This window comes from Phycisphaeraceae bacterium (assembly GCA_019636655.1).
In the GTDB taxonomy this organism is placed as follows: domain Bacteria; phylum Planctomycetota; class Phycisphaerae; order Phycisphaerales; family UBA1924; genus JAHBXB01.
Window position 1 is genome coordinate 701,886 of record JAHBXB010000002.1, and the last position, 14,095, is coordinate 715,980.

Annotated in this window: 13 protein-coding genes and 1 other RNA gene; 7 read left to right on the top strand and 7 right to left on the bottom strand. The window is 67.2% G+C overall.

Features of this window, described 5'->3' with window-relative positions:
• Nucleotides 1–49 precede the first annotated feature (49 nt).
• On the top strand, nucleotides 50–1,681 hold the full coding sequence (locus tag KF745_08405; GenBank protein MBX3358436.1) for a hypothetical protein: 1,632 nt from the start codon (nucleotides 50–52) through the stop codon (nucleotides 1,679–1,681).
• 10 nt (nucleotides 1,682–1,691) lie between these two features.
• Nucleotides 1,692–2,057 (top strand): DMT family protein, encoded by a 366-nt coding sequence (locus KF745_08410; GenBank protein ID MBX3358437.1) that lies wholly within the window; start codon nucleotides 1,692–1,694, stop codon nucleotides 2,055–2,057.
• Between the two features lie 2 nt (nucleotides 2,058–2,059).
• On the opposite strand, the gene KF745_08415 is transcribed toward KF745_08410, so the two are convergent.
• The 3 genes from KF745_08415 to KF745_08425 all read right to left on the bottom strand — a co-directional run bounded on the left by KF745_08415 (nucleotide 2,060) and on the right by KF745_08425 (nucleotide 5,562).
• On the bottom strand, nucleotides 2,060–3,499 hold the full coding sequence (locus tag KF745_08415; GenBank protein MBX3358438.1) for a hypothetical protein: 1,440 nt from the start codon (nucleotides 3,497–3,499) through the stop codon (nucleotides 2,060–2,062).
• A gap of 110 nt (nucleotides 3,500–3,609) precedes the next feature.
• The gene (locus KF745_08420; GenBank protein MBX3358439.1) at nucleotides 3,610–4,686 is read right to left on the bottom strand and encodes a DNA adenine methylase; all 1,077 of its coding nucleotides are present in this window, start codon (nucleotides 4,684–4,686) and stop codon (nucleotides 3,610–3,612) included.
• A gap of 51 nt (nucleotides 4,687–4,737) precedes the next feature.
• The gene (locus tag KF745_08425; protein MBX3358440.1) at nucleotides 4,738–5,562 is read right to left on the bottom strand and encodes a 2-C-methyl-D-erythritol 4-phosphate cytidylyltransferase; all 825 of its coding nucleotides are present in this window, start codon (nucleotides 5,560–5,562) and stop codon (nucleotides 4,738–4,740) included.
• Nucleotides 5,563–5,623: 61 nt separating this feature from the next.
• Here KF745_08425 and ssrA point away from each other — a divergent pair.
• The 4 genes from ssrA (at nucleotide 5,624) to KF745_08445 (ending at nucleotide 9,757) form a co-directional block, all read left to right on the top strand.
• Nucleotides 5,624–5,977: a transfer-messenger RNA gene (ssrA, locus tag KF745_08430) on the top strand.
• Between the two features lie 98 nt (nucleotides 5,978–6,075).
• Nucleotides 6,076–6,753, top strand: coding sequence for a TlpA family protein disulfide reductase (locus tag KF745_08435; GenBank protein ID MBX3358441.1), 678 nt, complete (start codon nucleotides 6,076–6,078; stop codon nucleotides 6,751–6,753).
• Between the two features lie 727 nt (nucleotides 6,754–7,480).
• Entirely contained in the window at nucleotides 7,481–9,133 is a 1,653-nt protein-coding gene (locus tag KF745_08440) for a DUF11 domain-containing protein (GenBank protein ID MBX3358442.1), read from the top strand.
• Nucleotides 9,134–9,322: 189 nt separating this feature from the next.
• Entirely contained in the window at nucleotides 9,323–9,757 is a 435-nt protein-coding gene (locus tag KF745_08445; GenBank protein MBX3358443.1) for a hypothetical protein, read from the top strand.
• A gap of 82 nt (nucleotides 9,758–9,839) precedes the next feature.
• Here KF745_08445 and KF745_08450 read toward each other — a convergent pair whose 3' ends face one another.
• Entirely contained in the window at nucleotides 9,840–10,340 is a 501-nt protein-coding gene (locus tag KF745_08450; GenBank protein ID MBX3358444.1) for a histidine phosphatase family protein, read from the bottom strand.
• A gap of 79 nt (nucleotides 10,341–10,419) precedes the next feature.
• Between KF745_08450 and KF745_08455 the strand changes: the two genes are divergently transcribed.
• Entirely contained in the window at nucleotides 10,420–11,979 is a 1,560-nt protein-coding gene (locus KF745_08455) for a DASS family sodium-coupled anion symporter (GenBank protein ID MBX3358445.1), read from the top strand.
• Nucleotides 11,980–11,998: 19 nt separating this feature from the next.
• On the opposite strand, the gene KF745_08460 is transcribed toward KF745_08455, so the two are convergent.
• The 3 genes from KF745_08460 to queC form a co-directional block, all read right to left on the bottom strand.
• On the bottom strand, nucleotides 11,999–12,466 hold the full coding sequence (locus tag KF745_08460) for a 6-carboxytetrahydropterin synthase (protein MBX3358446.1): 468 nt from the start codon (nucleotides 12,464–12,466) through the stop codon (nucleotides 11,999–12,001).
• 71 nt (nucleotides 12,467–12,537) lie between these two features.
• Nucleotides 12,538–13,275, bottom strand: a complete 738-nt coding sequence (locus tag KF745_08465) for a 7-carboxy-7-deazaguanine synthase QueE (protein ID MBX3358447.1) — start codon at nucleotides 13,273–13,275, stop codon at nucleotides 12,538–12,540.
• Between the two features lie 25 nt (nucleotides 13,276–13,300).
• Nucleotides 13,301–14,080, bottom strand: a complete 780-nt coding sequence (gene queC, locus KF745_08470; GenBank protein MBX3358448.1) for a 7-cyano-7-deazaguanine synthase QueC — start codon at nucleotides 14,078–14,080, stop codon at nucleotides 13,301–13,303.
• Between the last annotated feature and the right edge of the window lie 15 nt (nucleotides 14,081–14,095).

Genomic DNA, 14,095 nt, shown 5'->3' on the forward strand with positions numbered 1-14,095 from the left:
GCGGCTGGCGCTCCCTCGTTTGCCCGGGCCGTGCCTCTAGACTTGGCCCATGCCGCTGCGCCTGTACAACACGCTGACCCGGACGATCGAACCCCTCGCGCCCCGCGACCCGGCGATGGTCACGTTCTACACCTGCGGCCCGACGGTGTACGACGACGCCCACATCGGCAACTTCCGCTCGTTCCTCGCCGCGGACCTGCTGCGCCGCTTCATCGAGTCGCCCATGTGCGAACTCGCAAGCCAAGACGGCTCGCCGAGCAAGGGCCCGCGGCGGGTCGTGCACGTCATGAACATCACCGACGTCGGCCACATGACCGACGACGCCGAGGGGGGCGAGCACGGCGAGGACCGGATGGCGGTCGCGGGCCGCCGGCTCGCGGAGGCCAAGAAGGCGGGCAAGCTGCCCGCGAGCGTCGAGATCAATCCGAACGACCCGTACGCCATCGCGGCGTTCTACGCGGAACGGTTCATGGAGGACGCCAGGAGGCTGGGGCTCAAGGTCGCCATCGAGGCCCGGACCGATCCGACGCTGATGCCCTTGGCCACCGCCAACATCGGCGGGATGGTCGCCGCGGTGCAGCGGCTGATCGAGCGCGGCCACGCGTACGTCGTCGGCGAAACGGGCGCCCGCGTCGTTTACTTCCGCGTCCGCTCGTTCCCCTCCTACGGCCGGCTCTCGGGCAACACGCTCGACGCGCTGCGGGCCGGCGAGGGCGGTCGCGTGCTGGCCGAGAACCAGGCCGGCAAGGAGCACCCGGCGGACTTCCTGCTGTGGAAGGAGGATCCGAGCCACATCATGAAGTGGGACTCGCCGTGGGGCAAGGGCTACCCGGGGTGGCACATCGAGTGCACGGTCATGGCCGCGAGCCGCCTGCTTGGCCCCTCGGTGTTCGGGGATCTTCTCAGGGGATCCGGCGCCACGGGCGGCATCATCGACCTGCACTCGGGCGGCGAGGACAACATCTTTCCGCACCACGAGTGCGAGATCGCCCAGTCCTGCGGTGCGTTCAACACGGAGGAGTCCATCCAATCGGGCGAGGCGACGTTCTCCCGGCTCTGGTTCCACCCGCGGTTCCTGCTCGTCGAGGGGACGAAGATGTCCAAGAGCAAGGGCAACTTCTTCACCGCGCGGGACCTGTTTGCCCGCGGCGTCGAGCCCGCGGCCCTGCGCCTCGAACTCATCAAGACCCACTACCGCAGCAACGCTAACTTCACGTTGCAGGGCCTCACGGATTCCCAACGCACGATCGACCGCTGGCGCCGCATGCTCGAATCGCCGGAGCCCGGCAACGGCGACGGCGCGCGGCGGGATCGCTGCGCCCGCGAGTTCGCCGAAGCGATGCACGAGGATCTCAACATCGCCGCGGCGCTCGGGGCGTTGAACTCGTGGGCGAACGACACCAGGTCCCCCACTCGCTCGGACGCCGCGCTGCTCCGGGACCTTGATGCGGTCCTGGGCGTTCTCGGGCTCGAGCGCCCGGCGAGCGCGCAGACCGAGATCGGGCTGTTCGCCCCCGGCCTGGCGCCGGACCCGGCAGTGGTTGCCCTGCTCATCGAGCGGTGCGACGCCAAGGCTCGCAAGGATTTCCCGCGTTCCGACGCCATCCGCGACGAACTCGCCCGGATGGGCTATGCCATCAAGGACGTCGCGGGCGGCAAGGTCGAGGTCAGGCGGGCGTGAGGAGGCTGCGATGCGGGCGCTGGTGACGGTCGTGCTGCTGGTCTGCTCGAACCTGTTCATGACCTTCGCGTGGTACTACCACCTCAAGAAGCCCGGGTGGCCGCTATACACCGCGATCGTCGCTTCCTGGGGCCTCGCGTTCTTCGAGTATCTGCTGCAGGTCCCCGCCAACCGCTACGGCCACATCAGCCACGCCGGCCCGTTCACGGCGCCGCAACTCAAGATCATCCAGGAGGCGATCACGCTGACCGTGTTCGCGGCGTTCTCGATCGTCGTTCTGGGCGAGAAGCTCCGCCTCCAGGACGCGGTCGCGTTCGCGCTGATCATGGCGGGCGTCGCCGTCTCGATGTGGGGCCGGGGGAGCGCCCCGGCCTAGCGTCAGCAGTTGCCCGACAGGGCGTTGAACCACCCGTTCACGAACGTCGCGATGTCTGCGGGCTCGATGAGCCCGTTCCCATCAACATCGCCCAGCAGCGACGGGGCCGCGATCGACGTGACCCAGTCGTTGATAAATCCAGCAATATCCGCCGGTTCGACGGCGCCGTTCATGTCCCAATCAAAGGGGCACCGAAGCCCGGGGGGAACACTCACGCCGATGATGGCGACCACCTCGGTGCCGCCGCCGATGGGAACCAGATCGACGTTGGCGTACACCACGGGCTCGTTGGAAATATCGAGACCCGGTCCGATCGCGAGCGAGGCGTTGAAATCGGTCAGCGTGTAGTCGGCGATGGTGTCGTTGTCGACATCGATCGTCGCCCCGACCGAGAGCAGCCGCTTCGTACGGCTCCCCAGCAGCGGCCCGTACCCATAGAACAGCGTCTCGGTGGCGGTGGGGCTGAGGATGAACGCGACCTGGTTTCGGTTGTTGATCGACACGGAGTTCACGGCCGCGCCCGACGGGATCGCGATCCCGTCCACCACATCACCCTCGCGGACCTTGATCAAACCGTTGTAGGCGATGAACAGGTCGACGGCCGTGGCGGCGCTGGTGTCGCCGCCGAACACGTAATGACCCGAGTCGTTGATCGAGACGCCGGCGTAGTTCTGCCAGTTGTCGGCCAGCGGCGATCCGGTCGGAGAGCCCTCGCGGTGGCGCATCTGTCCATCCACGTAGATAAAGGTGTTGGCGGCCGCGGCTTCGGTCGTGTCGACCTGGTGGATATGGTGCAGGCCGTTGTCGGAGATGCAGTAGCCGAAGTTGTTCGCGCTCGACAGGAGGGTGAACCCATCGATGACATCGTTCCCGCCCAGCAATCGTGTGAACACGGGGCCGGGGAACGCCGCCCGGTACAGCGCGCGATTCGTCGTGGAGCCGCCGGACGTCGCGGATTCGCCGGCGACGAAGTAGGCCGTGCCGTCGGCCCCCATGCTGGGCCGGCTGGCGAACGACCAGAACAGACCCGTGCCGGGGATGTCGTCGTCGCTGACCGCCAACGCTCCGAGCTGCGTCCAGACCGAGTCGTTCCCCTCCGTGCTCGGGCTGTAGATGAACTGCCCGGAGTTGCCCACGCCCATCGTCCCTTCTGCGCCGGTCAGCACGCCGGCCCCGGCGTCGGAGTTGCGCCACACGACCTGGTTCTCGAAGAACACGAAGTAGTCGGTGCCGCTGAGCGTCGTCAGGCTCCCGGTGAACCCGATCTTCCCGTTGCCGGCGGTGAACGGCGCGTTGAGGGTCGAGACCGTGTCTGTTCCAGACCCGGCGAGCACCTGGTTGCGGATGGCGACGAGCGTGACCGACTGCTGAGCGACCGCGATCGCGGCGCTCCCGGCAACGGCGAACAGAGCGGCGGCAGCGGTGTGGCGTCGTACGTGCATCGGATGTTCCCTTTCCTTCGCCTCGTGCAGGCACTGATCCGCGACCGAGCGGCCGCGATCCGGGCAGTTTACTTGGCACCGAATTCTGGGCAAGGCCCGGGCCGTCAAGTTCAGCAGACCTCGGGGGCTCCCGAATCCGCACCCCTCCCCGAACCCGCGACCGCCGCACCGTCATCCTCGACCGACGCCACGAACAAGTACTCCGTGTTCCGCGCCGGGCCCGGGACGCCCACCCGCTCGCCCCGCGGGTTGTGGATGCCGATCTGGGCTCCGACATACCGCTTGAAGTCGATCGGCCGAGTCGAGACCCGGCCGCGCCGGCCCAGGACCGCCTCGACCTCCTCGCGAGAGAGGTACCCCTCGTCACTCACCGAAACGATGATCGACTGGACGCGGAGCGTGCACACCAGGCGTTCGAACGCGCCCGGCGCCCCCCGGCGCGAGTTGAACTCGCTCTTGCGCGTCCGGCAGTCCTCCCGCTTGCACGCCACACCGTACACGCCCGGCTTGTCCCACCGCACCAGCGACTCCCACACGTGGTAGTTCCCCAGGTAGGAGTGCTGGTTGTACGGCGGGTCGATGTACGCAACATCCGCCTCGAACGCGGCGGCGGCCTCCAGCGCGTCCATCCCGTGGGCCTCCCCTTTTCCGGCCGGCGCACGGGTCAGCACGTCGGGCGTGCGCAGTTCCAGATCCTGCCTCGCCCTCGGGGCCCAGTCCTTCAGGTACGCCATCTGCACCCCGGTGGTCGAATCCACGCGGTCCGCCGCCTCCAAGAGCGACACGAGCACGACGGCCTCGATCTCCGGACCCAGGCCCTTCGCCGCGATCGCCTCGCGGATCGCGTCGATCCGCTCTCCGTTCCGGGGCTGGATGTAGCGGGACCGCACGCAGAACGTCTCCGTGAAGTACCCCGCCCGGCCCGGTAGCGCGTTGAACTCGGCGATCAACCGGACCGCATCCTCGAGCACGTCCTCGCGGTCCGCCTGTACATAGCACCGGGCCAGCGTCTGGGCGTAGGCGTTGTGGTCGTTCGCGATTACCCGCCGGCCGAGCCGCTTCATCGTGTGCCCGACGCGCGATGTCCCCGAGAACAGGTCCAGCACGGTCTCTGATCGTGGCAGCGACGCCACCGCCTCCACGATGTGAGGCAGGAGGAGCCGCTTTGAACCGAGGTACTTGATCATGCACGGGACCGATGCCGCGGAGGGCTCGCGAGACGCGCCGGCGCACGCGGCTCAGAATCGCTTGTGCGCCTCCCGACCGGCCGGCCCCTTGACGCCCAGGACCAGACGGGCCAGCAGCAGGTCGCGCGGGCGGGTGATCTTGATGTTCGACGGGTCCCCCTCGACGACCACGACTCTCTCTCCCAGTCGCTCCACCAGTTGTGCATCGTCCGTGCTGCTCAGGTCCGCCTGCGCGTACGCCCGCCGGATCAGGTCGATCCTGAATACCTGCGGCGTCTGCACGGCGACCAGCCCCGACCGGTCGACTGTCTCTTCGACCGCCCGGACCGAGGCGGCCGAGGCGCCGGCGCTGCCGAGGATCGCCGCGAGCGGGTCCGGGGCCTCCGGCAGGTGATCCTTCGAGACTCGCTTGAGGGTGTCGGGCACATCAACGCCAGGGATCGCGGCCCCGTGCCGCTCCGCCGCGCGGAGCACCCGCTCGATCAGTTCCTCGGAGGCGCACGGCCGCGCCGCATCGTGGATGGCCACGTGGGTGCACCCTCCCGCAGCGCCATCGGGGATCTCCCGGAGCGCGTTCGCCACGGTTTCGTAGCGGTGGTCCCTCCCGCCGCGGCAGAGCCGGACGCCCAGCAACCCGAGCTTGTCTGCGTGCCGCAGGCGGAACTGGGCGAAGGCCTCCTCGTCCGCCGGCCCGGCGACGATGATGATCGATACCTCCGGGATCTTGGTGAAGAGTTCCACCGTCCGGTGCAGCACCGGCCGTCCGCCGAGATCCTCGTCGAGTTTGGACCGCCCGCCGGACTCACCCCCCAGTGGAGCGCCCTCGCCGTAGCGGCGCGACGAGCCCGCGGCGGGAATGATGACTGCAAGGTTCATGCGGCAGGGTAGAACCGGGCCCGGCGATCGGGCGTTCTACAATGACGCCTCTTTGACAACCGGGGCCGAGACGGCAATCGACCGGACAGAGCCGGTCCGTCGTGGCGCGTCGGGGAGCATGCTGGCCCCGTCAACAAGCATGCACAACACATAGTTGCCAACAGCAACTACGCTCTCGCGGCCTAATTTAGGCTGCGCGATCCCTGCCCGACGCCCGATGGGGCGGGGATCGAATGCATCGGGCTGGTCCGCCAGTGGCGCCCCCGGGCGACGCGGATGAGAATCAGCTGGGGGCTGGGCCAAAGGGGATGCCGCCGGAGGCAGCCCCAAGGTCGAGATTAATACTCCGGATACACGCGTAGAGGCGACGGGTCGACTGGACGGCACCGGGGTTCGACTCCCCGCGGCTCCATTGGGCTTTCAAGTGCGGGGCTCTGCGCGCCCGTGGGCCGCATACAGTCATCGCCGGAGGCGGCTGTCGCAACCGGAACCAGGGGGTTGGAGAACGAACAAATGATCTCGAGCAAGTGGTCTGGCGTCCTGGCGTTTGTCGCAGCAGCGGGCATCGCATCCTGGGCCCTGGTCGATAGCGCCCCGGCGTATGGGCAGCCGGTCAAGGTCCCCAAGAAGGAAAAGGACAAGAAGGACACCAAGTCCAAGGACTCCGCCAAGAAGAAGGGCGCCGGGGTGAGTGTCGGCGACACGGCCCCTGACTGGACTGTCACTGGGGTCGACGGCAAGGAGCACAAACTCTCGGACTTCAGGGGCAAGATTGTCCTGATGGACTTCTGGGCGACCTGGTGCCCGCCGTGCAGGGCGGCCATGCCCGGCATGCAGAAGATCCACGAGGAGTACAAGGACAAGGGCGTCGTCGTTCTCGGTATGAACTGCTGGGAGCGCGGCGACCCCAAGGCCTTCATGGAATCCAACAAGTACACCTACGGCCTCATGCTCAAGAGCGATGCCGCCGCGGAGGCGTATGGGGTCAATGGCATCCCCGCGTTCTTCCTCATCGGTCCCGACGGCAAGGTGCTCATGGTCGAGCGCGGCTTCGCCGAGGATGGCGAGAAGAAGATCGCCTCCACCATTGACAAGCACCTGAGCAAAGAGAAGTCCGATGCTCCGGCCAAACCGACCGACGATGCGGCTGCCGGTAGTCCGAAGAAGGGCGCGGCGGCACCGAAGCACTGAGTTTCGTCGGCGACTACTTCCGATGGTCGCCGATCCAACCACGACCAACCCAATCGGACCGCTCGGACTATGACTGCGGTCCGATTTCTTTTGGTATTCTCAGAACTCGCCGCTCAGCGATCGACAAAGGCTGCGGCTTTGTGTTTTCTCATTGTGCCGCAAGTACTTATCTCACGCGGGCACATCCCAACCCGGACACTGTGCGAAATGCAATGCCCCGGTTGAAGGGAGTTGCTCCCAAGAGCGTGTCTCTCGCTGGCGGTCGTCATGCGAGTTGTCGTCCTCGGTACCTTCTGTGATTCCTCTGGTGTGTCGCTGGAAACGGCGCAAGCGTCGTGCAAACGCTTGCCTTGGCTGGGTCTGGCCCCTACGTTTTCTGAGCGGAATTTCTCGATGGAGAGGTTTTTTGGCGACCGACGTTGTCGCCCGAGACTGGCCTGCTGAGTGTGTCGCGCAGAGCCGGACCAAACGCAGCAGGCGCGGACCGAGGATGGATCCCGGTTCGCTGGCTGGTGTGCACGGATGTGAAGAGCCGACGACCGCCGCCCTTTTCGGTGGCGCGAAGTCCGGGTATCGGCCGAGAGCCTCGGCGCCGTCCATGTCGACGGAATGAAACGGTTTGTTTGTGCGAACAATGCTCGTGTTCCCGGAATGTTCCGGTGTGGGCATGTGTTCGATGGATTCACCACGTATGCAGCCGGGCGGGGATCGAAAAGGAGCCCACGGAATGAAACGAACTCGTGCAACACAACTTGTATCGCTGCTGGCGACGGCCGCCTGCGGCGCCTTGGGCCTGATGGGTTGCGAGGCGCAGCAGGGCACCGAGAAGGTGACCTACCGCTACGGCGGCGGCCAGACGATGACCGAGTACCGCGCCACCGGCGCCCCGGCCCCGGCCCCGGCTCCCGCCCCAGCGCCGGCCCCGGCACCCGCCCCGGCCCCGGCTCAGCCTCCCTCCGGCGGCTGCCCCGTCGGCACGGACATGGCCCAGTCTGTCGCCTACCTCCCGACCGGTGATCGCAACACCAGTGCGATCATGATCCAGAAGGTCTTCCCCAACGAGGCCATCGTCGGCAAGACGTTTGATTACACGATCTGCGCCACCAACCTCACCTCCATGTCGCTCATCGACGTCGTCGTCAAGGATGCCGTCCCCACGAACTACAAGGTGGCCTCGACCGATCCCAAGGCCGAGATGTCCGGCAACAACATGCTCTTCCGCCTCGGCGATGTCGGCCCCCGTCAGACCCGCGTCATCAAGGTCTCCGGCGCCGCCGCGAACAGCGGGCAGGTCATGAACTGCTCGTCGGTCAGCTGGGACAACAGCATCTGCATGGCGGTCAACATCGTCCAGCCGGCGCTCAAGGTCACGCGGACGGCCACCCCCGAGGCCACGCCGTGTGATTCGGTCCTCGTCAAGATCGATGTGACCAACACCGGCTCGGGCATCGCCGAGAACGTCAAGATCACCGACACCCTCGGCGCCGGCCTGAGCACCGCCGACGGCAAGACCGGCACGCTGACCCTTGATGCGGGCAACCTCGGCCCCGGTCAGACCAAGTCCTTCCCGATGACCATCAAGGCCGCCAAGACCGGTGTCTACACCAACACGACGACGGCGACCGCCTTCGGCGGGCTCAGCGCGACCTCGAACCAGACCACCACCACCGTCAAGGCCCCGGCCCTGGCGATCAAGGCCGAGTGCACGGCGACGTCCTACGTCGGCCGCACCGTCATCGGCCGCTACGTGGTCAAGAACACCGGCGACGCCCCGGCGACCAATGCCCAGGTCATCGCCAACCTCCCCGGCAACGCCAAGTTCATGTCCGCCGACTCCAACGGGACGATGGCCAGCGGCCGCGTGACCTGGAACCTCGGCACTATCGGTGCGGGCGAGTCCAAGACCGTCTCGTTCACCGTGATCCCCAACACCGTCAGCAACCTCCAGTCGTCCGCCACGGCCACCGCGACCTGCGCCACCGCCGTGACGGATCAGTGCACTGTGAACGTCGTCGGCGTCGCCGACATCGAGAGCAATCTGGACGATGAGTCCGGCGTCGTGTTCGTCGGCGAGACGCACGACTTCGTCTACACCCTCAAGAACCAGGGCCAGGTTCCCCTCACCGGGATCACAGTCAAGGTCGACCTCTCCGACGGCCTGGAGTACGTCTCGTGCACCGCGGAGACGCAGCCTGTCCGGGAGGGTAACCTCTACGTCTTCAAGTCCAACAGGACGCTGCCCCCGGGCGAGATCCACAAGTTCGTCCTGACCCTCCGCGGCACGGCCGCCGGTGATCAGTACTGCAACACGCAGACCAGCACGAACGAGATCAAGACCACCGCCCGCAACGACGGCCAGGTCACCTACGTCGCGAAGTAATCGCGCCGCGGGATAAACGGTTTTCTCCGAGTCGCGCCCGGAAACGGGCGCGACTCGCTTTTTGGAAGCATTGGAAGAGGCACGGCGTAGCGTGCGTTGACCATGCAGAGGCCAACCACCCGTGCCCCGTCCTGGCGGGTCCCGCCGAACCAAACGGGTGCCGTCTCACACCTAACTGGGAGACTCTCGATGCGGTACGCAATCCTGACGATGGCGATCCTCGGCCTGGCGTTTGCTGGATGTGAGGAGAAGAAGACTCCGAACGTCGAGAACTCGGTCTCCGGCGCCATGGACACGGTGAAGGAGAAAGCCGGGGCCGCGATGGACGACGTCATGAAGAAGAAGGACGAACTGATCGCCGCCGCCAACACCAAGATGGCCGAGATGGAGAAGGCGGCCGCCGACTGGAAGGCCAAGATCGAGGCGATGCCCGAGGCCGCACGCGGCGCCGCCAACTCGCTCGTCGAGTCCTATCACTCCGCCGTCGCTTCCGCCAAGGAATCCGTCGCTAAGCTGAAGGATGCAACAGCCGAGAACTTCCCCACGCTCAAGAGCAATGCCGACGCCGCGATCAAGAAGGTCAGCGATGCCTACGAGGCCGTCAAGGCCAAGCTCGGCGCCTGACGCCAACAGCGACATTCCGGATCAACAACTACTTGGGCGCTGAACCACGGGAGGCTTCCCTGGTTCGGCGCCCAGTTCCGCTTCAGTCTTCCTCGCCCTCGAGCCGCAGCGTCTCCACCACGCGGCAACTCCCCGCGAGCGGAGATGACGCGTCGTCCGGCGCCTCCAGCACCACGCACTCTCCGGTGCGCACCACGATGCCGCCGCGGGCGCCCGGGCACAACGCCGCGACAAGGTTCTCCATCGTGGGGTTGTGACCCACCACGGCGAGCACCCGTCGCGATGGGTCGAGTCTCCGGACTGTCTCGATCAGCCCGATCACTGCCGACGCCGTGGTGTCCGTCTCGAGTGCCCGCTCGATCCGAAGCACCGACCCCAGCACGCCCTGGATGATCCGAGCCGTCTGCACCGCCCGCAGGATCCCGCTCGAGAGCACCAGGTCGGGCGGAGCCGCATCAGCGGCGAGCGCCTCGCCCAGATGGCGTGCCTGCCTCTCGCCGCGGCTGGTGATCAACCGCTCCGCATCCCGGCCCGTTGACGACTGTTTCTCGGCCTTCGCATGCCGGATGATGTGGAGCCGCATGCCACGATCGTAGCGAAGGTTCGCCCTGTCCCGGCGCGTCGAACCCCATGAGCATCGCCGAAGGTGGTAGATTGCCAGCGTGACTGCTCCCGCTACCGGTGATGCAACCCCCGCGATCAGTCCTTCGCGACTGGCCGCCCTGGGCAACCTCGGACTCGTTGCGGGTCCACTGCTGGCCGCGGCCGTCTACTGGTTCCTCCCGCCGCTCCCCACCGGCCTCTCCCACGAAGCCCGGTCCACCGCCGCATTGGGCGTGCTCATGGCCATCTGGTGGATGACCGAGGCGATTCCGCTCAGCGCCACCTCGCTCCTGCCGATTATCGCACTCCCGCTCCTCCGCGTCACGCCGGTCGGGGCCGCGGCGGCGCCCTACGCGGACCCGCTGATCTTCCTGTTTCTCGGCGGCTTCATCCTCGGCCTTGGCATGCAGAGGTGGGGGCTCCACCGTCGTCTCGCCCTGCTCACCATCCTCACCGTGGGCGGAAACCCTCGCCGCACGGTCCTGGGCTTCATGGTCGCCACGGCCATGCTCAGCATGTGGGTGAACAACTCCGCCACCGCGATGATGATGATGCCCATCGGCCTGAGTGTCATCGCCCTCGTCTCCGCCCGCCTCGGACGGGGCGACCTCTCGAATCCTGATGCCGAGGGACTCCCGGGCCGCAACTTCGCCACCTGCATCATGCTCGGCATCGCCTACAGCGCCAGCATCGGCGGCGTGGGCACGCTGATCGGCACCCCGCCCAACCTCGTCTTTGCGTCGCAGGCCCGCGCCATCTTCGGCCAGGAGATCGGCTTCCTCCGCTGGATGTGGCTCGGTGTCCCCATTGTCATGATCCTCATCCCAGTCGTCTGGATCTACCTCACCTTTCTCGCCTTCCCCGTCCGCATCCAGTCCATCCCGGGCTCCCGCTCCATGCTCCGGGATGAGTTCAAGCGCCTCGGCCCCATGTCCCGCGGCGAGATCGCCGTCATGGTCGTCTTCTTCATTGCCGCCGCGTGCTGGATTACCCGGCCACTGCTGACGGCCCGCGGCCTTCCCATGCTGCACGACTCGGTCATCGCCGTCGCGGCCGCCGCGGTGCTCTTCCTCATCCCGATCGACCTCCGCGCCCGCCGTTTCGTGATGGACTGGGAGACCGCCGAGAAACTCCCGTGGGGCGTTCTCCTGCTCTTTGGCGGTGGCCTGAGCCTCGCGAGCGCGTTGACCGCCACCGGGGTCGACGCCTTCATCGGCCATTCGCTCGCCCGCATGGACGGCGTGCCCGACCTCGTGCTCGTCGCCGCCGTTGCCGCCGCGATCCTGTTTCTGACGGAGATCGCCAGCAACACCGCGATCGCCACGGTCATGATGCCCGTCCTCGCCGGCGCCGCCGCCGGGCTCGGCGTCCACCCCTACCTGCTCATGATCCCGGGCTGCCTCGCCGCGAGCCTCGCGTTCATGATGCCGGTCGGCACGCCTCCCAATGCGATCGTTTTCTCGACCGGCCGCGTCACCATGCGACAGATGGTCCGCGCCGGCTTCTGGCTCAACCTCGTCAGCATCCTCGTAGTGACCGTCGTGGTCTACTACGCTGGCTCGTGGCTGCTGGGCATGGACCTCCACACCGTGCCGCCCTGGGCCAGGCTGCCCGGCTAACCGAACCAGCGGACCGGCCTTACGCCCGCCCGTACTCCGCCCAGCTCGACGATGTCTCGCTCACCCGCACCCGTTCGAGCACCACGCCTGGGTTGAAGCGGTACTCGCCTCCGTGCGCCTCGCGGTACGACCCGCCGCGCGCAATCTCCCCGGCAAGGAACTCGTAGATGTACTTCGCGAAGACCTCCGTCGTCGGGTCCTGATCATTGAAGACCACCAGCCGCTCCCGCTGCGCCGCCGGGAGATGGCCCACGACCGGGTCGTTGCTGTTCACCGCCATCGCATGGTCGAGCCGGTTCAGAAACTCGCCGACGGCGAGCCGCACGACCTTGAAGTCGCACACCATGTCGTACTGGTCGAGCGTCTCACACGCCAGCACGACCTCCACCCGGCGCGTGTGTCCGTGCAGAAACCGGCACAGCCCGGGGTGCTTGTGCAGCATGTGCCCCGACTCGATCTCGAATGACTTGCAGACCCGGTAGACCATCGTAAATCAGCGGAAAGAGCCCGCCCCCGGCGTGGCCGCCCATCGTAGGAGGAGCTTCCCTCCCCGGCCGCCTATGTCCTCCGCGTGTGCCCGAACAACTGGATGTGCAGCCGCGGGCAGTATCGCCACGATCTCGCCACGCAGTGCCGCAGGATCATGTCGGTCAGTGCCCGCGCCGGCGTCGAGACGCCCTCGGGCATGAGCAGCACGTCGACGGGGGCCCAGCCGGTGAGGCGGGCCAGCACTCCCTCGATCTCCGCGATGTCCTCCTCTCGCGATACGACGAACTTGAGTTGGCACGCGGGTGACGGGTGCGCCTTGATCAACGCCTGGATCGCCGCGAAGTCCAGCCGCCGCTCCTCGTGCCGCGCCGCCCACGCACCCCCGGGGTCGCGGGGATCGCCCGGGCCCGGCGTCGAGTTCGCGAGTTTCGGGCTGATGCTCATCAGGTGGCACGACACGGGCCTCACCACCGTTCCCGCCGTCTCGATGGTGATGTGCATCCCGACCTCGTCCGCGAGCCGACGGGTCAACTCGGTCACACCGGGGAACATCATCGGCTCACCGCCGGTCACCACCGCGTGCCGAACACCAGACCGCCGTGCTTCGACGACCAGATCGTCGATAGACCGCCGCGGCCCCTCCGGATTCCAGGAGGCGTGCGGCGTGTCGCACCATGTGCAGCGGAGGTTGCACCCGCTCAACCTCACGAACCACGACGGGATTCCGACGAGTTTCCCTTCCCCCTGGATCGAGACGAATGTCTCTGCGATCCGCAGGCCAGCATCTGCCGTCGGCTCGGCCGTCATGGTGTGCGTCCCTGTCCCGCCGGCCCTACGCGTGGACCACGGGCGGCTCATTGGCGTACAGCGTTGGATCGGATACCCCGGCCTCGGCGAACCCACGGGCCCTGATGAGGCACGAATCGCACCGGCCGCACGCCTGCGCGATGCGATCGGCGCCGGCCGGCGCCGGCGAGGGGTCGTAGCACGAGGTCGTCAATCCCAGGTCCACCCCGAGATCGCACCCCATCCGGATGATCTGCGCCTTGGTCAGGCTCACCAGCGGCGAATGGACCGTAAACGCCCGGCCGTGCTCGGCTCCCGCCGAGGTCCCCAGCGTCGCCGCCCGCTCAAACGCCCGCAGGAACGGCTCCCGACAATCCGGGTACCCCGAGTAGTCCACCGCGTTCGCCCCGATGTACAGGTCCGTCGAACCGAGGGTCTCGGCGAGGCCCGCGGCGAGGCTCAGAAAAATCAGGTTCCTCGCCGGCACATAGGTGACCGGGACCCCCCCTCCTTCCCCCCCCTCTCGCCCGCCTCGCCGACCGATCGTCGCGCTCGGGGTGTCCTTCGGAACCGCGATCGATGGGTCCGTCAGCGCCGAGCCCCCGATCGCCGCGAGATCCACTCCGATCACCGAATGCCGCGATACCCCCTGCTGCGCGGCGACCGCTCGCGCCGCATCCAGTTCAAGCGCGTGCCGCTGCCCATAGTCGAACGAAACCGCCACGCACCCGTACCCGCTCGCCCGCGCTGCGCCCAGCGCCACCGCGCTATCCAGACCGCCCGAGAGCAGAACCACCGCGATGGGACTCGTGCTGTTCACCTTCAATCGTAGGAGATCGCC